16 protein-coding genes and 1 pseudogene are annotated in these 18,302 nt (G+C 62.2%); all 17 read right to left on the reverse strand.

What is annotated here, in order from left to right; all coding sequences use genetic code 11:
- Positions 1 to 58 precede the first annotated feature (58 nt).
- The gene (locus AC57B1_RS05535; protein ID WP_496416903.1) at positions 59 to 2,110 is read right to left on the reverse strand and encodes a recombinase family protein; all 2,052 of its coding nucleotides are present in this window, start codon (positions 2,108 to 2,110) and stop codon (positions 59 to 61) included.
- A 136-nt stretch (positions 2,111 to 2,246) separates the two neighbouring features.
- Positions 2,247 to 2,579 carry a DUF6788 family protein gene (locus AC57B1_RS05540; protein WP_496416904.1) on the reverse strand — a complete coding sequence of 111 codons (333 nt, stop codon included), beginning with the start codon at positions 2,577 to 2,579 and terminating at the stop codon, positions 2,247 to 2,249.
- A gap of 52 nt (positions 2,580 to 2,631) precedes the next feature.
- On the reverse strand, positions 2,632 to 2,913 hold the full coding sequence (locus AC57B1_RS05545) for a Y4bD/Y4pK family protein (RefSeq protein WP_496416905.1): 282 nt from the start codon (positions 2,911 to 2,913) through the stop codon (positions 2,632 to 2,634).
- A complete protein-coding gene (locus AC57B1_RS05550; protein WP_496416906.1) occupies positions 2,900 to 3,136 on the reverse strand; it encodes a DUF5372 family protein in 237 nt (78 codons plus the stop codon). The genes AC57B1_RS05545 and AC57B1_RS05550 overlap by 14 nt, the downstream gene beginning before the upstream one ends.
- 37 nt (positions 3,137 to 3,173) lie before the next feature.
- Positions 3,174 to 3,989, reverse strand: a pseudogene (locus tag AC57B1_RS05555) (nucleoside hydrolase); the annotation flags it as partial.
- The gene (locus AC57B1_RS05560) at positions 3,986 to 4,375 is read right to left on the reverse strand and encodes a cytidine deaminase (protein ID WP_091807039.1); all 390 of its coding nucleotides are present in this window, start codon (positions 4,373 to 4,375) and stop codon (positions 3,986 to 3,988) included. The gene AC57B1_RS05560 and the pseudogene AC57B1_RS05555, both read right to left, overlap by 4 nt.
- A gap of 15 nt (positions 4,376 to 4,390) precedes the next feature.
- A complete protein-coding gene (locus AC57B1_RS05565) occupies positions 4,391 to 5,668 on the reverse strand; it encodes a NupC/NupG family nucleoside CNT transporter (protein WP_408342376.1) in 1,278 nt (425 codons plus the stop codon).
- Positions 5,669 to 5,860: 192 nt separating this feature from the next.
- The gene (locus AC57B1_RS05570; protein ID WP_496416907.1) at positions 5,861 to 7,048 is read right to left on the reverse strand and encodes a thiolase family protein; all 1,188 of its coding nucleotides are present in this window, start codon (positions 7,046 to 7,048) and stop codon (positions 5,861 to 5,863) included.
- A gap of 46 nt (positions 7,049 to 7,094) precedes the next feature.
- Entirely contained in the window at positions 7,095 to 8,528 is a 1,434-nt protein-coding gene (locus AC57B1_RS05575) for an efflux transporter outer membrane subunit (protein ID WP_496416908.1), read from the reverse strand.
- Between the two features lie 10 nt (positions 8,529 to 8,538).
- Entirely contained in the window at positions 8,539 to 10,110 is a 1,572-nt protein-coding gene (locus AC57B1_RS05580) for a DHA2 family efflux MFS transporter permease subunit (protein WP_496416909.1), read from the reverse strand.
- Positions 10,111 to 10,117: 7 nt separating this feature from the next.
- Positions 10,118 to 11,227: an HlyD family secretion protein gene (locus AC57B1_RS05585; RefSeq protein WP_496416910.1), complete on the reverse strand. Its 1,110-nt coding sequence runs from the start codon at positions 11,225 to 11,227 to the stop codon at positions 10,118 to 10,120.
- A 91-nt stretch (positions 11,228 to 11,318) separates the two neighbouring features.
- Positions 11,319 to 11,735 carry a MarR family winged helix-turn-helix transcriptional regulator gene (locus AC57B1_RS05590; protein WP_496416911.1) on the reverse strand — a complete coding sequence of 139 codons (417 nt, stop codon included), beginning with the start codon at positions 11,733 to 11,735 and terminating at the stop codon, positions 11,319 to 11,321.
- An 81-nt stretch (positions 11,736 to 11,816) separates the two neighbouring features.
- A complete protein-coding gene (locus tag AC57B1_RS05595; RefSeq protein ID WP_408342366.1) occupies positions 11,817 to 12,239 on the reverse strand; it encodes a MarR family winged helix-turn-helix transcriptional regulator in 423 nt (140 codons plus the stop codon).
- 185 nt (positions 12,240 to 12,424) lie between these two features.
- The gene (locus AC57B1_RS05600; RefSeq protein WP_496416912.1) at positions 12,425 to 13,729 is read right to left on the reverse strand and encodes a TolC family outer membrane protein; all 1,305 of its coding nucleotides are present in this window, start codon (positions 13,727 to 13,729) and stop codon (positions 12,425 to 12,427) included.
- Positions 13,722 to 15,839, reverse strand: coding sequence for a peptidase domain-containing ABC transporter (locus tag AC57B1_RS05605; protein ID WP_496416913.1), 2,118 nt, complete (start codon positions 15,837 to 15,839; stop codon positions 13,722 to 13,724). Before AC57B1_RS05605 ends, AC57B1_RS05600 begins: the two co-directional genes overlap by 8 nt.
- Positions 15,840 to 15,851: 12 nt before the next feature.
- A complete protein-coding gene (locus AC57B1_RS05610) occupies positions 15,852 to 17,057 on the reverse strand; it encodes an HlyD family secretion protein (protein ID WP_496416914.1) in 1,206 nt (401 codons plus the stop codon).
- 61 nt (positions 17,058 to 17,118) lie between these two features.
- Entirely contained in the window at positions 17,119 to 18,072 is a 954-nt protein-coding gene (locus AC57B1_RS05615) for a lysophospholipid acyltransferase family protein (RefSeq protein WP_496416915.1), read from the reverse strand.
- Between the last annotated feature and the right edge of the window lie 230 nt (positions 18,073 to 18,302).

The following is an 18,302-nucleotide window of genomic DNA, read 5'->3' on the forward strand; positions in this document are numbered from 1 at the left end:
CTACCGCGATACCGACGGTGATTTCATAATGCACCTCTGCCAGTTGAGTGTTGGAATGTTAGCGCTGAAGATGCCCTGAAGTGCGTATCCAACGCCGCAGTTGCTGTTCTTTGGTGCGATTGAGCGTGATCCACCAAGGACCGCGTCCATCGAGCTTGCGGGCCTGGACAACCTGGCGCCCGATCCAGTAATACACCATGTGTGTACTGATACCCAGCCGGTCAGCGAGTTGCTGTACCGTAAGTTCGTCGGGCCGTTTGAAGCTGGTTGCCGCAATCTCGTATCGGTAGCGTATCCATTTGACCATGGAGAGCGTGAACGATTTGCCAGTCGCGCTGCGCAAGCCTTCCTGATTGAGACGCGCAACGATTTGCAGGTCGGACAGATGTTGCGACAGTTTGCGGACCTGGTCGACGGTCTCCGCCGGATAGCGGATCGCTTCCGGGCGCGGCCTGGGCAGATTGACGGTGATGTCGGTGCACGGGCCACCCTGCCAGCGGACATGCAGCACGGCTTGTCTCGCGGCAGACAGTTTCTCGACCGTGATGTCCCGGATGAGTAGTCGCAACATGCGCTTGCGGTCCTTCGCTGAAGTCGTCTGCGCACGCCACAGGCGCGGCAGATTGCGCGCCAACGCGAGGACCTGGGCCTTCTGTTCGGATGTGGCGACGTGTGCCTTCTGGCTCTGGAATTCGGCGGCTTGCGTCTTGATCTCATCGAGCCGAAGCATCGCATCGTTCCAACGCCGCTCGAGGGTACCCGCGACCAGACGGTTGGCCGGATCGCATTCCTGGTAGCGGCGTTCGGCAAGTGCGACTTCATACTCGGCACGTTCGATGCGCATGTGCCACTGACGCATGATGGCGTGATCGCGCTGCTCAAGTTCGTTCAGGGCAGTGAGCGCTAGCTCAAGTTCGGCAGGTTGTAGTGTGGTGAGTACTGCCTCGCCAATTGCGTTGTCGAGCAGATTGCTGCGCATGCTCATGCAATCGGTGGTCGCCAGACCCTCGCGGCGACGCCTGCTGCACAGGTACAGTGGATAAAGGCCACCGTGACTCTGGTACCGCACGGTCAGCGCCCGGCCACAGCGGCCGCATATCAGCATCCCTTGAAGCAGCGCCAGACCTTCGCGCGCCGCACCGCTGAGCACGGTACCTTCGCCGTTGGTCCGATTGCGCGCCAGGCGTACCTGGTTGCGTTCGAATTCCTCCGGGGTGATATACCCTTCGTGATGGTCGGGAAGATGGACCCGCCAGTCAGCCTTGGGTACTGGCTGCACGCGCTTATGGATTTCTCCTTGTGCGGTTATGCGTTGACGATACTGATACCGTCCAAAAACATAATCGCCCGCATAGGAAGGATTCCTGATCAGACCGAGTACGCGTTCGTGGCTCAGGCGCCCCCAGATGAGTCGGCCTGCCCATGCACCGCCATAGGCACGCTTCGGAAAGCGCAGGCCCTCGTCGGCAAATCGCTTGACGACGGCATATGCGCTGCCGGTTTCCTCAAAGAGACGGAACACCAGCTGCACGGCGCCGCGTACCTCGTCATCGGGATCCAGGACGACGCGACCGCCATCGTCATAGCACAAGCCGACGGGCAGTGGAAAGCGCAACTCACCCTTCTTCGCCTTGTTGAGTTTGCCGCCCTGGAGGCGCCCGCGCAAGAAATGTAGCTCCGCCTGTGCCATCGTACCCTTGAGACCAAGTATCAGGCCGTCGTTGAAGTCGCCCGCGTCGTAGCAGCCATCGGCATCGATCACGAGCGTATGGGTGAGCGCGCACAACTCGAGCAGGCGATGCCAGTCCAGATTCGAGCGTGCCAGGCGGGAAACCTCCAGGGCAAACACTGCTCCCACTTGCCCCATCGAGACATCCGCCACGAGGGTCTTGAAGTCCTCGCGGCCCGTCGTCTGGGCTCCCGACATGCCGAGGTCCCGATCCAGGATCCGGATCGACGTATCCGGCCAGCCCAGTGTCAGCGCCTTGTCCTTCAACGCATACTGGCGCTCGGTGCTCTCCTGATGATGACGCACCTGGGCCATCGTCGACTGGCGAATATAGATGTACGCCGGCTTGCTCTGATGTTGCGGGGTGATCTTGGTGTTCATCGAAGCTCTCCTCGGTCAGCTCCAGCGCGGGCCCGGCGGTGAGCCAGGCCTCGAGCATGTTGGCGATGAGTACACCGGCCGATTGCGGATCGATGAAGTTGGCGAGCGACAGTGACGACTGGCTCACCGGCGCCCCTCAGAGCGCCTCGCGGCGGCGCAATAGTTCGCGGTTGATCTCGCAGATCTCCTCGATGATCTCGCGAACGCGGTGATAGTTCGCCAGGTGTTCGGCGACGTCGTTGTAATCGGTTTGCGGCACGTAGTCCATTTGCGGCCGGCGGCCGGGAAAGCTCACCGATAAGTAGTACTTGGGACCATGGCCGGGACCGTCGGCGCATTTGCAGCCAGGTTTGCCGCAGCGCTTGTAGCGTTCGATGAGCGAGCCTCGCAAGAGCGTCTCCAAGGCCGGCATTTGCTTGAGCAATTGCGCGCGACGTCTGCGTAAAGTGGACAACGGAATATCTTCCATGAGCGGACCACGCTGATAACTGGTCTGATATTAGGCGAAGGAAACTCATTGATCAAGCTCCTTTCTTCGAAGACTTCCTGGGTGGGGCAAGCTGGTCGATCAACGCGATCAGCTCCAATAACATGCCTAGATCGAAGTAGCACGTGGGCGCGATGGCGTCGTCGTGGACGGACGGCGTGCCCCAGTCGGTCCATTCGCGCGCAATGCTGAAGCTGCCACGCTCTGCGTCACGCAGAAGCAGTGTCTCGGCACCCGAGACGCGGCGGGTCTTGAGGACCAGAAAGCGTTGGCCCTTGAGCGGATGAAAGGGATGGCGGATCTCAGCCCAACCCAAATGCTCGCTGAGTGCCTGTGCAGTTCGCGTTGACCGTCCCCCGCATGCTATGCAGAGCCATGCAGGCGCTATGGAAGCTCGCGTTGGAGCCCATTGCGGAAANGCCACGCTCTGCGTCACGCAGAAGCAGTGTCTCGGCACCCGAGACGCGGCGGGTCTTGAGGACCAGAAAGCGTTGGCCCTTGAGCGGATGAAAGGGATGGCGGATCTCAGCCCAACCCAAATGCTCGCTGAGTGCCTGTGCAGTTCGCGTTGACCGTCCCGTCCGTCAGCACACGCACCGGACCGCTGCGCGTCGTATAGAGATGCGGCGCCAATACATAGGCCACGGCCGACGAATCGTGCACATAGATGCCCGCAAGCTGGGCGCTCTGCTCGTGAAACGCCTCGTAATGCCGCGACACGTCCCACACGAACTGACCCGCCGCGCCGCCGCGAGCGCGCAACGACGCCAGATAATCGTGGCTCATGATGGTGCGCTGCGTAACGTCGAGACCGACGATCGCCACCGGCCACGCCGCGCCGAGCACGATGTCGGCGGCATCCGGGTCGCCCAGAACGTTGGCCTCCGCTGCGGGCGTCACGTTGCCGAGCACGCCGTCCGTGCCGAACGCGCCGCCCATGATCACCACCTGTTTAACGAGCGAGGCGATCTGCGGATCGTCCGCGAGCGCGAGAGCGAGGTTCGTGAGCGGCCCTACCGCAAGCAGCGTCACCTCACCAGGATGCGTGCGCACCGTGTCGATGATGTAGCGGTGCGCGGGGCGCGTGTCGAGTGCGGCCTGCTCCGCTGTATTCAACGCGATATTGCCGAGCCCGTTGTCGCCGTGAATCCATGCGAGCGGGTCAGGCGCGGCGCGCTTGAGCGGCGCTGCCGCGCCCTGCGCGACCGGCACGCCCTTGGCGAATCGCCCGGCGAGAAAGCGCGCGTTGCGCGTGGTCGTTTCGATCGTCGCGTTGCCGAAAACACTCGTCAGGCCAAGCAGTTCGATATCCGGATGCAGCGCCTGAAACACGAGCGCCATGGCGTCGTCCACACCTGGGTCGGTGTCGTAGATGACTTTATGCCTGCTCATAGATAGAACGCGTCCGGCAATTGTTCACGCGCGGTCGTGTCGCGCGTCGCGCCATGCAGATTGCCGAGGCGAATCGGCAATTCAGGGCCGCCCAGTTCGATGATCACCTGGCGGCATGCGCCGCACGGCGCGATCGGGCCGTCCGTGTCGCCGATCACGGCGAGCGCCGCAAACTGGTCGCGCTGATAGCCCGCCGCAATGGCGCTAAAAAACGCGGTACGTTCGGCGCAATTGCACAAACCGTACGAGGCATTTTCGACGTTGCAGCCGTCGAACACCTGGCCGTCCTGGGTCAGCAGCGCCGCGCCGACCTTGAACTTCGAATAAGGCGCATAGGCCTTTTCTCGCGCGGCACCCGCGCGCTCCAGCAGTTGTTCCATATTCATCCAGCAATCCTCGATTCAATTCAGCGTAATGAACATGCCCGCTATCGTGGCGCTCATCAGGTTCGAGAGCGTCGCGGCGAGCACGACACGCAGGCCGTAACGCGCGACTTCGGCGCGGCGTTCGGGCGCGACGGCGCTAAAGCCGCCCGTCAGCACCGCGATCGACGAAAAGTTCGCAAAGCCGCACAACGCAAACGACAGGATAGCAATGGTACGCGGATCGAGCGCCTGCAGACCGGCCGCGGTCACGCTCGCGGCGTCTTTCAGATACGGCGACAGCGAAGCATAGGCGACGAACTCATTCAGAATGACCTTCTGCCCGAGGAAATTGCCGGCAATCGTGGCCTCGTTCCACGGCACGCCGATCAGATAGGCGAGCGGCGCGAATACGATGCCAAGCACCGATTGCATGGACAACTGCGGATGGCCGAACCAGCCGCCAATGCCGCCCACGATCCCGTTGAGCAAAGCAATCAGCCCGACGAACGCGATCAGCATCGCGCCGACCATTACCGCGATCTTCAGTCCCACGGTCGCACCGGAGCTGGCTGCTTCGATCACATTCGCGGGACGCTTTTCGTCGAAGTTGAGGTTGTCGAGATGAACCCGGCTCGCTTCGGTCGAGGGGTGGATGATCTTCGCGAACAGCAAGCCGCCCGGCACCGCCATGAAGGAGGCGGCCAACAGATACTCGATACGCACGCCTAGGCCCGCATACCCCGCCAGCACCGACCCGGCCACGGCCGCCATGCCGCTCGACATCACCGCGAACAATTCGGCGCCGGTCATGGCGCGCGTAAACGGTTTGACCACGGCGGGCATTTCGCTTTGACCGAGAAAGATGGTGGTGACGGCGGAAAACGATTCGAGCTTCGACACGCCGAGCAGTTTCTGAAACAGCGTGCCGAGCACGATCACGATCCAGCGCATCACGCCGATGTAGTACAGCACCGAAATCAGCGCGGTAACGAAGATGATGGCCGGCAGCACGCGCACGGCGAATACGAAGCCGCCGTCGCCGAACACCTGGAACATTTTCGACTGCACGAGGCCGCCGAACAGGAACTCGATTCCCGCGTTGCCGTAGCCCAGCACATGATTCACAGCGGACGCCGCGCCAGACAGGATCGACTTGCCGACCGGGACGAAAAGAATGAACGCGCCGATTCCGATCTGCGCAAGCAGTGCGCTGCTTACGGTCCGTAAGCGGATAGCACGCCGGTTGGTGGAAAAGATAAAGGCAATGAGCAGCAGTACGGCAATACCAAGAATGTTTCGAACAATCAGTGCCATGTCTCGTCGTGTTCTTGTGAAAGTGGCAACGATGCTAAACGAAACTGAACCCGGAGAAAAAACTTTAAATAGAGGCCCGCGTCCTTTGCCGAAGAATCAGTCAAGGTTGATGCGCTGCGCATCTGCGCGATGTCAGCAAGGTGCATCGAACTCGTTCGCACGCCGATGCACCCCGCTGTTATCGACTCGGCATCACAGCATTTCCAATGCCAGCGCGATCCCCTGTCCGCCGCCTATACACAGCGTCACGATGCCTCGTTTGAGGCCGTCGCGCCGCATTGAATGGAGCAGGCGCGTGGTCAGCACGGCGCCGGTCGCGCCGATCGGATGGCCATGCGCAATTGCGCCGCCTTGCACGTTGATCAGTTCGTCCGCAATGCCGAGTCTGCGCGCGACCGCGATCGGCACGGCGGCGAACGCCTCATTGATTTCGAAGCGCTCGACATCGTGCAGTTGCCACCCGGCTCGCGCCAACGCCATCTCTACCGCCGGCACGGGACCCAGGCCGAACATGCCGGGTTCCACCGCGGCGACGCCGTAGGCCGAAAGTCGCGCGAATGGCTCGATGCCGCGTGCTTCCGCGAAGCCGCGTTCGGCCACCAGCATCGCGGCCGCGCCGCTGTTCAAGCCGGGCGCGTTGCCTGCCGTAATCGTGCCATCCGGGCGAAATGCCGGACGCAGCTTCGCCAGCGTTTCCACCGTGGTGTCTGGGCGCGGCTGCTCATCGCGCGTGAAATGTTGTGGGCCTTTGCGCCCGGCTATTTCCACCGCGACCAGTTCGGCGTCGAAATCGCCGCGCGCCTGGGCTTGCGCAAATCGCTGTTGCGAACGCGCGGCCCAACGATCCTGAGTTTCGCGCGTGATATCGAATTGCGCGACGAGATCTTCGGTGTGCCATCCAGAGTGCTCGCCCGAAAACGCGTCGTTCAGGCCGTCGCGCAACAGGCTGTCGTGGATTTGCGCGTTGCCCATGCGGTAGCCCCAGCGGCCGCCGTCGAGCAGATACGGCGCGCGGTCCATGTTCTCCATGCCGCCGGCCACGGCGGCATCGCCGAGACCCAGCAGGATCTCCTGCGCTGCGGACGCGATCGCCTGAGCACCCGAGCCGCACACACGATTGACCGTCAACGCGGGCACGCTTACCGGCACGCCGCCGCCAATCGACGCCTGGCGCGCCGGATTCATCTTGTTGCCCGCCTGAATCACGTTACCCATCACGACCGATGCCAGCGTCGCCGCATCGAGCCCACTGCGCCGCAAGGTCTCTCGCACGGCCATTGCGCCGAGTTCGGTTGCAGGCACCTCTTTCAACGATCCGCCAAATGCGCCGATCGGCGTTCTCACGGGATTGCAGATCACTACTTCGCGCTGATTCGCCATTGCTTCTCTCCTGTTGGTTCAACACCTCATTGGTCACACGCGTGCATCAGTTATTCGCCGATACCGCGGTGACCGCGTCAGGCACATCCCAGCCGCCGCCGAGCGAGCGGTACAACGCGACCGCCGAGAGCGCATGCTCGCGCTTGGCCTGGTTCAACGATTCGGCGTCGCGCAGAAAGGCTTCCTGCGCCGCGAGCACATCTAGAAAGCTCGACGCGCCGCCCTTGTACAGTTCGGTGGATAGACGCAGCGCATGGTCCGACGCGTCCAGCGCGCCGCCAAGCCGTTGAACCTGCACTGCGCCGCTCACCAGATCGCTGCGGTTGTCCTCGATTTCCTTGAGGGCTTTCAGCATGGTTTGCTGCAAGCCGAGTTGCGATTCGCGCATGCGGCTTTCGCTCGCGTCGATATTCGCGGTAATGCGGCCTGCGTTGAAGATCGGACTCGTCGCGTTCAGGGCGGCGCTAAAAAGGTTGTCGGTCAGCGTGGGCAAGCCGAGATAGGACGAGGCCAGCAGGCCGTCGGCGAGATTGATCCTGAACTGCGGATAGCGCTGCGCTTTCGATACACCGACCTCGGCCGCGCGCTGTTCGACCGTCGCGTACGCGGTGCGTATGTCGGGACGCTGCAACAGCGCTTGCGAGGGCAGCATCTGCGGCACGCTTTGCGCGGGCACCGGAATATCGCGTGCATTGGCGAGCAGCAACCCGTCCACGCTTTCCGGCGTGCGCCCCGAATACACCGCGATCAGACTCAACTCGTGCTGCACCGCCGATTGCACGCGCGGAATCTGCGCCTGCAAATCTTGCAACTGGTTCTGCGCGCGTGCGACATCCAGTTGTGTCGACAGCCCGTAATGCAGACGCTGCTGTGTGAGCTTCAATCCGCGCGCGCGAATCTGCTCGTTGTCGCTCAGAATCTGCAATTGCGATTGTGCCCAGCGCAGGTCGATATACGCTGCGGCGGTATTCGCCGCGAGCGCGAGGCGCAGCTCGTTCAGTGCCGCCTGGCGTCCTGACACCTGCGCCTGCGCCGCGAGCACGGCGAGACGTTCGCCACCGAATACGTCGGGCGTCCAGCTGGCCGTCAGGCCGACACCGGCCTGACGCACATAACCGAGCGGCGGCGGCGTGTTCTGCCGCGAGTCGGAAGCAGTTGCGCTCGCATTCAACTCGGGCAGCAAGGCCGCGCGGTTTTGCGTCGCCAGATCCTGCGCCTGCTTGACGCGCTCCACTGCCGCCTGCACGTCGAGGTTGCCGGTCAACACGGTTTCGACCAGTTGATGCATGACAGGATCGCCGAATTGCGCCCACCACGCGTTTGCGCTCACGCTGTCTTGCGGCGCTTCGACATTCCACGCAGCGGGTGCAACGGTCTTCACGGTCTGCGGCAAATCCGCGTGCGTTTCCGGTTGCACCGCGCACGCCGCAAGCGTCAGCATTGCGGCGCTCGCCAGTACTTTGAGAAGGATCGGTTTCATGGTGAATTCCTCAGTGAGCGTCGGGCGGCGGCGCGGAGTTGCCGAACGGGCGCGAAAACAGCACGCTCAGCAAGCCGACCAGGAAGCACAGCGACAGGGCGAAAAAGGTGTCGGAGAACGTGAGCACGAGTGCTTCGCGCAACAGCAGCGCGTGCAGTTCGCCGAGCCCGGCGTTTGCCGCATTCAGCACGTTGCCGCCCACTGCCGCGAAGTGCGCGCTCTGCTGCTGCAGGATCGACTCGACCATCGGACGGCCTACGTTCAGATGCTCGTCGAGCCGCTCGTAGTGCAGGTTCAGGCGGTCGTTGAGCATCGTGCTGCTCACCGCAATGCCGATCGCGCCGCCGAGGTTGCGCATCAGATTGAACAGGCCGCTGGCGGAACGAAGCCGCGACATCGGCAACGAACCCAGCGCCATCGTCACGATGGGCGGAATGCAGAACTGCTGGCCGATGCCTCGCAACGCCTGCGGGATCAGCAACTCCTGCCAGCCCCATTGATTGGTCAGCGGCACATACAGATAACAGCCGACGCCAAACAGCACCAGCCCGAACACCAGCAGCACGCGCATATCGACAAAGCGCGCGACCACCGAGTACGCCACCATCGCGACCAATTGGAAACAGCCTACCGACAGCAACGCCACGCCGATCTGCAACGAATCAAACCCGCGTACACGCGATAAAAACACCGGCGTCAGGAACACCGCGCAGAAAATCCCGATCCCGGTGATGAACGACAGCAGACTGCCTATGCCGAAGTTGCGGATCGCCAATGCGCGCAAGTCGACGATCGGCTCTTTCGCGGTGAACGCATGCACGATGAACAGGAATCCGCAGATCGCCGCTACCCATGTGCACGTGACGATCAGGTCGTCGCCGAACCAGTTTTTACGCGGCCCTTCCTCCAGCACGTATTCAAGGCAACCGAGAAACCCGGACATCAGAAGAATGCCGAGGTAGTCGCCTTTTTTCAGCAGCGACAGATCGACCTCGTCGAAGTGCACGTATTTCGGCACCATCACCGTGACGACGACGCCGGGCACGAGGTTCAGATAGAACAGCCAGTGCCACGACCATTGCGACGTGATCCAGCCGCCGATCACCGGGCCGATGGTCGGCGCGAGCGTGGCGAGCGCGCTGATGGTGGTGGACGCAATCAGTCGCTGCTTGCCGGGAAACAGCACGAACGCCGTGGTGAACACGGTCGGGATCATCGCTGCACCGAGCGCGCCCTGCAAACCGCGGAACAGGATCATTGAATTGATGTCCCACGCGAGACCGCACAACATGCTGGTGATCGTGAAGCCGAGCGCGGAAAACGCGAACACCCAACGCGTCGAGAACACGCGGGTCAGCCAGCCGGACATCGGAATAACGAGAATTTCAGCAATCAGATACGACGTCTGCACCCACGAGAGTTCGTCCTGGCTCGCGGACAAACCGCCGCCGATATCCTTGAGCGACGACGCCACGATCTGAATATCGAGCGTCGCCATGAAGAACCCTAGACACATCAACGTGAACGCCGCCACTTTGGTGCGTGTCGGCAGGTCGGCGGGGTTGGCGAGAACTTGAGTCATGATCGGCTCATCCGCGCGCCGGCGTATTGCCGACCGGAGCGGCATCGACATGCACTTTCACGGTTGCCGAAAGGCCCGGGCGCAGCACGCCTTGCATGTCCTTCGGCACTTCGAGCCGCACGCGCACCGGCACACGCTGCACGATCTTCGTGAAGTTGCCCGTGGCGTTTTCGGCGGGCAGCACGCTGAAGGTCGCACCGGTGGCCGGCGCCAGACTTTCCACGATGCCGTGAATGCGCTTGCTCGACGCATCGAGATCGACGTCGACGCTATCGCCGACGCGCATTTTCTTCAACTGGTCCTCCTTGAAATTGGCGTCGATCCAGAGTCCGCTCGAAGGCACCACGGTCAGCAGCGACACGCCGGTATTCGCCAGCAGGCCGACTCGCGCGGTGCGATTGCCGACATAACCGTCGATCGGCGAGCGAATCGTCGTGTACTCCACGTTCAGGGCCGCCACACGCTGGGCCGCCTGCGCCGTGGCGATGCGCGCCTCGGCGTCGCCGATCTGCGCGTCGAGCACGGCAATCTGGCGTTGCGCCGCGATCAGCGCGGCGCCGCTGCGATCGACCGCGGCGCGTGCTTTGGTCAGATCGGCATCCGCGCGTTCGACGACCTGATTCGATACCGCCTCGTCCTTCACCAGTTCGCGGTAACGCGTCTGGTCCGCGGCGCTGCGGGTCAATTCGGCGCCGGACGCTCGGACTTCCGCGGCCTGTTCGTTGATGGTGGCGAGCTGCAAGGATTTCTTCGCCTGCAGTTCGGTCACCGCGGCTTGCGCGCTCTGCACTTCCGCCGTGGCCTGCGCGAGCCGCGCGTCGTAATCGCGTGAATCGAGCCGGATCAGCACGTCGTTCGCGTGGACGAACTGGTTGTCATGCACGAGCACGTCCGTGACGAAGCCGTTCACCTTCGGCGCCATCACCGTGACATCGCCGCCCACGTATGCATCGTCCGTCGTTTCGACGAAGCGGCCGGCGAAGAACCAATACGACGCAGCAAGCGCCAGCACCACGAGGACCGTGATGATCGCTAGCAACATCCACGGAATACGCCGTGCCGGTTTGGCGGTCTGCGCCGCGCTCGGCGGGGCGATAGTCGCTGGAGTAGTGGACATGATGTCGATATGTGCGTATGCACTCGTTAAGGTGAAAAAAACGGCGCGTGGATTGCGCCGGTGGGCCGGTGCCGCACTCGCGGCCTTGGATTCAATCTCGCGTCATGGCAAACAGTTCGCTACGCAGAGCGGCCGCGCGCCGCGCGCCAAAACGATGCTCGAATTCCGCCTGCGCGGCATACCAATGTTCACGGCCTGCCTTCAACCGCTCTTCCCCTGCGGCTGTCAGCGTGATCGTCAGCGCCCGTGCGTCGGCGCCAAGTGCCTCGCTCGACACCAGACCGTTGCGGCGCAACGGCTGAATCGTGCGAACCAGCGTCGTACGTTCCATGCGCATGGCCTCGGCCATTTGCCTCATCGTCATGGGGCCGGTGCGTTTGAGCCGTCCCAGCAGCGAAAACTGCGTAATGGTCAGTCCAACATTCGCCAAGTGCCGGTCGTAAATCTGCGAGACATATCGCGCGGCCTGGCGGATGGCAAAGCAGTCGTCCTCGATTAGCCCTTCCATTGCGGCACTTCCTCGTTTGTGAGTGCGTATGCACATAATCAGGCGCGCTAAAGCTCGTATCAACGAGCGCGTGCGCCTCAACTATCCTGTGATGCTGAACAACTCGGCGCGCAGCGTTTTGGCACGCGCATGGCCGAACTTCGTTTCAAACTCTTCCTGCGCCGCACGCCACGCGATGGCGGCCTGGTCGAACGTCGCTTCGCCCTTCTCCGTCAGGCTGAACAGCAACGTGCGGCCGTCATGCTCCGCCGATTCGGCCACTACCAGCCCCTCGCGCTGCAAAGGCTTCATGGCGCGGACCAACGTGGTGCGTTCCATCACCATGGCATCCGCCAGATCCACCATGGGCAGATTCGGCGTACGCGCGAGTTTGGCGAGAATCGTGAACTGCGCAGCCGTCAGGCCAACGGCGCCGAGATGGCGCTCATAGATTTGCGTGACGTGGCGCGCCGCCTGGCGCAGCGCGAAACAGTTGCATTCGTCGTAAGAGAGAGGACGGTTCATGAAGGGCAGTCTATATGTGCATACGCACAGAGTCAAGTTTAGCTGGATTGAACACTGTGTTGCACAATCCGGTCAACCACGGCTTCCTAGGCGTGTGCCTGCCCGGCGTGGGTTGAATTGTCGATGCAAGCCTCATGGCATGCGTTCGTGCAGTGAGGCTCGTCTCGTGTCGAAGCCGTTCGGGTTCAGCGCACCAGCATGTCGTTGATCTGGACCACGTCGGTGATACTCAGCGCGGCCGTGTCGCCCTTGAGTTGCATCAACGCGACGATGGCGCTATAGCGGGCGGCCAGCAGATCGCGTTGCGAGGAATACAGCGCATCGATCGCTCTAAGGACGTCGCTGGCCGTTCGACTACCCACCCGGAAGCCGACCCGAGTCGCCGCCAGCACCTCTCGCGATGACGCCACGAGATGCGTGAGCAGATCGATTCGCGTACGCCCATATTGATAGCGGCTGTAATCGTCGCGCGCCGCCGCCTCGGCGTCACGCGAGGCGCCTGCAAGCCCCTCTTGCGCCTTGTCTTCCAGAGCAGATGACGCCTTTACCTTTGCCTGCGTCTCACCGCCGGAAAAGACCGGTATCGAGATGGCGAGCATGCCTGTGGTTGTCGTCGTGGGACGCGAGTAGCCGGATGCCGCGCCCGCCGGGGTATAGCTTCCGGTCAGGTAAACAGACGGCAGATGCGCCGAGGTGGCCTTGCTCACCTCCATTCTGGCAATCTGCCAATCCAGTTGCTTCAATTGGACCTCAAACGCGTGATCTTTCGCCTGGCCGGCCCACGCGTCGATGTCCTCAGGCTGCAGGCGCGGCATCGGCAACGAGTCAGGCAATCGCGCGAGCGTCTCGAACGGCACGCCCGTGGCTTGCTCGAACGCCCGGCGCCTGGCTGCCAGCGTATTTTCAGCATCCATCTGTTCGAGCGCCACCTTCTCGCGCGCGGTCTGGGCGTCGCGCAGATCGATCAGCGTCGCTTCCCCACCGGCTTTACTCCGGTTGATCAATTGAAGTTGCTGATCGACCGCGCTCGCGTATTCGCTAACGCGCCGTAGTTCGTCCTCGGCAACCAGCGCTTCAAAATACACGCGTACGGCCCGCAGAATCGCGGCCTGTTGCGCAGCGTTCAATTCGACCGTGCCGCGCGCTTCGACATAATCCGCCTGCTTGTAGGTGCTCCACTTCGTCCAGTCGAATAATGGCTGCGCAATATTGATGGTCCATCCCGACTGCCAGTACGTGGTCTTCGGAAAACCATCGGTCGCTATGCTGTTATAGGTGCGCCCCCAACCAGCCGAAATTTGCGGCAGCAGGCCGGCGCGCGCCTGGGGAACGGCCTGCTGTGCCGCCGCGTAGCCGGCGCGTGCCTGCGCGAGGGTGGAGTCGCGGCCTAGCGTCTGTTGCGTGACCGTGAGAAGGTCCGTTGCGAACGCGGGGTTCGCAATGGCACACAACAGGCTGACGGCCAGGCACGCGAGGCGGAACTCAAACATAGTTCGGCTCCGGCAAACGATGCGCGTGATCAGGTGTCTCGGGCACCAGCGCGCCGTCCATCAGTCGATATCGAACATCGAACGCGGCGGCGAGGGACCGGTCGTGTGTAATCACCACGACCGTACAGGTCAGCCGGCGCAGCAAGGCGGCCACGTGCTGCACCGAAGCCGGATCGAGATTGGACGTCGGCTCGTCGAGCAGCAGGAGACTGCGGCCCTGATAGAGCGCGCGCGCCAACAGCAATCGTTGCCGCTGGCCCGCCGAAATGTTCGCAATCGTGTCGCTAATCACCGTGCGTGTGCGCATCGGCAGGCGCATGACGTCCTGTAACAAGCCGACGTCTTCGAGGAGCGCATGCACGCGGTCTTCGTCAATACTGGCAGCAAACAACGTGATGTTTTCGGCGATCGAGCCGTGCAGAATCAGGTCCCCCTGACGCATGTGCGCGGCATGCCGCCGGATCTCGTCGACCGTCAGATTGGGCCACGCAATGCCGTTGAGCGCGATCTGGCCTTCCTGGAGCGGCTCGGCGGCCGACAACAGTTTGAACAATGTCGATTTTCCCGCGCCCGAAGGCCCCGTAATGGCAATCTTGTCGCCGTGCCGGATATCGATACTCACATCGCGTAGCACCGGCTGGTCGGACACGCCGTAGCGAAACGTGACATGGCGCACTTCAATACGCTCGAACATGCGTATCTCGGTCACGCGATTGCAGTCGGCAAGCGGCGTGTAGCGCTCTTCTTCACATTCGACGATGTCCGCCACCCGTGCGGTCGGCACGCTCAGCATGAAATACGCAAACGCACCATTGACGGCGTGGGCAAGACGCTCGGACATCAGCGACTTGTAGATCAGAAACGAATAGAACACGCCCACGGATACCGTGCCGGCCAGCATCAGCCGCGCGGCAAACCAGGTGATCGCAATCGTGTCCGCATACTGGACCAACTTGAGGATGGCGTCGCGAGCGCTGGTCAGCCGGTTACTGGTCAGCAGCGCCGCGACATATTCCTTGTACTTGATCATGAAGAGCGCCGTGCGGCGCGTTTCACCCTGAGCAAGCTTGATCAGGCTCGCTGCCCGGATCGTCTCGATCAACGCATCGTCGCAGCGTGCCGACGTCTCGAGCACGAGCGCATGGTTGTCCCGCATGCGGGCGAACATGCCCAATGCGACCGCAAGATAGACGATGAACATGCCGAGAGCGACGGCCGTCAGCATCCGGCTTTGCACGAGCATCAGCGCGAGTGCGAGCGTCCCCACAGCGATATCGATGCACATTGCCGTCACGGTTCGGGTCGCATGCACGCTGATCTCGTCCTGCGCCTTGATGCGCGCAAAAATGTCGCCGACGTGGCGCTTCTCGAACCACGACATCGGATTGCGCAACAGATGACCGAGCAAGCCTTCGGTCATGTTGATTTGCGTAAGCTGATGCAGCAATTCGACGAGACGAGTCTCCACGTACTGGCTGAGCGCACCGACCGCGAAGATGCCGGCAAACGTCAGAACAAGCACGCTCAGCAGATTGATGTTGTCCGCCGATACCACATAATCGAGCACGAGGTTGCCGAGATAGGGCATGGCGAGGATCGCGAACTGGCTGCCCAGTGCGACGAAAAGCACTTTCGCCAGTTGCTTGCGCAGTGCGGGGTTCAACGCCCGTACGCGGGCAAGCGCGCCGGGCACCTGCGACTTCGCGCGAATGCGCGGCATGGAAGGCGTAGCGGAACATTCGAGCAGATAGCCCGACACACTCGCCACGAACGTATCCATGGACACGCGCCGCCGGCCGCTGGCTGGATCGACAACCTGAACATAGCCATGGCCGCATTTCTCGAACACCACGAAATGCGCGCCGCCAAAGTGAAGAATCGACCCTCGCTTGACCGATGGCAAATCCGCCACGTCGAACCGGTAAGCCTGCACGGCGAGGCCGAATTCGGTCGCCACGTCGTACAGGTCCATCAAGGATAGACCGTTCGCCGAGATCGGCCTGAAGGCGGACAATTCGCGCACCTCGGTTGCGCGGCCAAGATGCGAGAGCACCATTGCCAGGCAGGCATAGCCGCATTCCGCGACTTCGTTCTGATAAATCGTTCGCACTGGGCCCCCTGATTAGCCTCTGATCATGCGGAAAAGCGGCGCCAACACCCATTCGGCAATCGTTCTACGCTCGACGACGATGCTCGCCGTAGCGCGCATACCGGGCAAGATGTCGAAATGCTGCTTGCCGTAGTCGAAGGTCTTGCCCCGTAGCGTCGCCCACGCCAGGTAGTCGCCGTCTCCGCCGCCTTGAGCGGCGAGCGAGCCGGGCATGCCCGGAAGCGAGGGGGACGACTGCATCGTCGTGTCCGATATGGCGTCGATGCGTGCTTCGTAGCTGCCGAATTTCGCGTAAGGAAACGCGTCGAATTTGAGCCGCACGATCTGGCCTTTTTCGACGAACCCGCGACGGCGCGACGGAATGCGCAGCGCCGCCCGCAATGCGCCCTTGTCGTCGGTCGCAATCACGAGCGCAACGTCGGACGCCTCCAGCGTGTGGCCCGTCACGAGTTTCGAAAACGTGACGACCCCGGCTTGCGGTGCCGAAATTGTCGCGTCCTGGCGCGACTGTTCGAAGCGCATCCGGATTTCCTGAATGCCTTGTTCGTGCCGCGCGTCGTTCTCTTTCAGCTGCGCGTTGAGGTCGATCAGCGCGCCGTTGAGCGTCGACATCTCGCCGCGCAACTGTTCGCGGCGCGCCAAACCTTGGGCGATGGAAACCTTGACCTGGTGCTCATCGGCACTCGCCTGTTCGATACGATCCGCGGTGACGTAGTCCGACACCGACTTGAGCCGCTCAAGTTTCTGCTGCGATTCGTCGGAAAGCTGGCGGTTCTGGGAAATCTGTTCATCCAGCGCAATGAGTTCCGCTTTACGGCTCGAACCCGTCAGCAGCGAAGCATCCCGTTGTGCGGTCAATTGCGCCTTGCGTTGGGCGTATTGTTCGTCTGCGACACGAATCTGTTCGTCGCGCATTTGCGAGTCGAACACGGTGCGCTGACGGCCGTCACTCGACAGCGACAGGTCACGCTGCAGCGTGAACAGGGGCGCACCGGCTGCCACGCGCTCCGACGGGCGCACGTATACCGAGGTCACGAGTCCGCTCAAACCCCGTACCTTCACTTCCGATGGCGACACGATTTCGCACTGCACGTCCTGCTTGAGTTCCACTTCATGCAGGAAGCCGAAGCCGACGGTAACCACCACGATCGCCGACGCGGCATAGGCGATCCATCGCCAGGAAATGTCTTTGTACTGCGGGATACTGGTTGGGTCCATGACTGTCCTGCCGCCTCTCTGCTGGAGACGAGCTGTTTTTTTCTAGCGGTGACTGCGTGAGTTATCTGACTGGCGCGAATGCGTACATTGAAGGATGTCCGGCGGCCAACGCACGTGCATAGTTGCCTCTTAACGCCTGCTCGATGCAATCGGCGAGACGTTGAGGCGCGTCGCCATGCGTCAGTTCGAGCGGATCGAATACGAAAGCGCCAAAACGCCCATGCTCAAAGCGCAGATAGAACGGCAGCAGCAACGCGTCGAACGGCGCGCCCATGCGAAATACGCCGTTATGAATCCGCGCCGGACGGCCGAAAATGGAAACGCCGACGGTCTCCATGGGATACCCGCTCAGCGTGAACGGCGGCGCATCCGAAAACAGCACGACGACACCGTTGCGTTTGAGCGAGCGCGCCGCGCGCAAACCCAATCCGCTGCGATTCGTTTCGCTATAGGTGTGGAGGATGTCGATGTGCGGAATCATCTCCTCATCGCTTCCGTAGATATTCTGCGGCACACCCGATACGACGCCGATCGACGCAAGTCCGAGCTGTTTGCGCAGTTCGTCGACCAAGTAGATGTTCGCGTACTGCGAGACGTAGTGAAATGGCGAAACGATGACTGGCCGATCAGGCGTCGCGGCCTTCACCTTCCTGATGATCTGCGCCAGCACGGTCGCGGCACGCTGCAAATCCGGCCACGCTTCCGCGCGATTGCGCTGGCGGCCGAAATGAAGCCGTTGATCGATCAGTTTCTCGAGCACCCTGCCCGGCAGCACCCGGCGATTGTCGAGATGGTCGAGCTTCAATACGTCGCGCCCGACTTCCCGCCGCTCGATACCGCTCCAGCGGAGCCTCGCGTTGAAGCAACTCCGCACATACCATGCGGTCATTGCAAGCGGCTCGATCGCGCGCAGAGGAATGCGCGACAGGCAAGCGCCTTGTAGGCGGTCGCGGCTATGTCTCGCGCCGCGCCTGAAAGCGGCAGGCAACCCACGCAACGCTATGAATAACCGCATGCTCGTTCCTTCGTCACGGTGAGACAGCCGTTCCACGGGAACGCCATGATTCGTTGTCCGGACGCGAAGCCCGATCTTGAACGACCGGGCTTCGCGAGACGGTGAGCGGGCAATCAGCCCGTCCTTACACCGTTATTGCGACGCTGCTTAGCTGCGCGCGACCGGCTTGGCTGCCGGAGCTGCTGCCGGCGCCGCGGTCGGTGCTGCGGACTTCGACGCCGAGCTTGCCG

The sequence above is a fragment of the Paraburkholderia sp. BGA-UO-ETr-F21 genome, from assembly GCF_059567925.1.

Bases quoted from the DNA above. Each gene is read 5' to 3' on its own strand.
- AC57B1_RS05535 (WP_496416903.1), bottom strand. From the start codon at position 2,110: ATGAACACCAAGATCACCCCGCAACATCAGAGCAAGCCGGCGTACATC.
- AC57B1_RS05540 (WP_496416904.1), bottom strand. From the start codon at position 2,579: ATGGAAGATATTCCGTTGTCCACTTTACGCAGACGTCGCGCGCAATTG.
- AC57B1_RS05560 (WP_091807039.1), bottom strand. From the start codon at position 4,375: ATGAATATGGAACAACTGCTGGAGCGCGCGGGTGCCGCGCGAGAAAAG.
- AC57B1_RS05565 (WP_408342376.1), bottom strand. From the start codon at position 5,668: ATGGCACTGATTGTTCGAAACATTCTTGGTATTGCCGTACTGCTGCTC.
- AC57B1_RS05570 (WP_496416907.1), bottom strand. From the start codon at position 7,048: ATGGCGAATCAGCGCGAAGTAGTGATCTGCAATCCCGTGAGAACGCCG.
- AC57B1_RS05575 (WP_496416908.1), bottom strand. From the start codon at position 8,528: ATGAAACCGATCCTTCTCAAAGTACTGGCGAGCGCCGCAATGCTGACG.
- AC57B1_RS05580 (WP_496416909.1), bottom strand. From the start codon at position 10,110: ATGACTCAAGTTCTCGCCAACCCCGCCGACCTGCCGACACGCACCAAA.
- AC57B1_RS05585 (WP_496416910.1), bottom strand. From the start codon at position 11,227: ATGTCCACTACTCCAGCGACTATCGCCCCGCCGAGCGCGGCGCAGACC.
- AC57B1_RS05590 (WP_496416911.1), bottom strand. From the start codon at position 11,735: ATGGAAGGGCTAATCGAGGACGACTGCTTTGCCATCCGCCAGGCCGCG.
- AC57B1_RS05595 (WP_408342366.1), bottom strand. From the start codon at position 12,239: ATGAACCGTCCTCTCTCTTACGACGAATGCAACTGTTTCGCGCTGCGC.
- AC57B1_RS05600 (WP_496416912.1), bottom strand. From the start codon at position 13,729: ATGTTTGAGTTCCGCCTCGCGTGCCTGGCCGTCAGCCTGTTGTGTGCC.
- AC57B1_RS05610 (WP_496416914.1), bottom strand. From the start codon at position 17,057: ATGGACCCAACCAGTATCCCGCAGTACAAAGACATTTCCTGGCGATGG.
- AC57B1_RS05615 (WP_496416915.1), bottom strand. From the start codon at position 18,072: ATGCGGTTATTCATAGCGTTGCGTGGGTTGCCTGCCGCTTTCAGGCGC.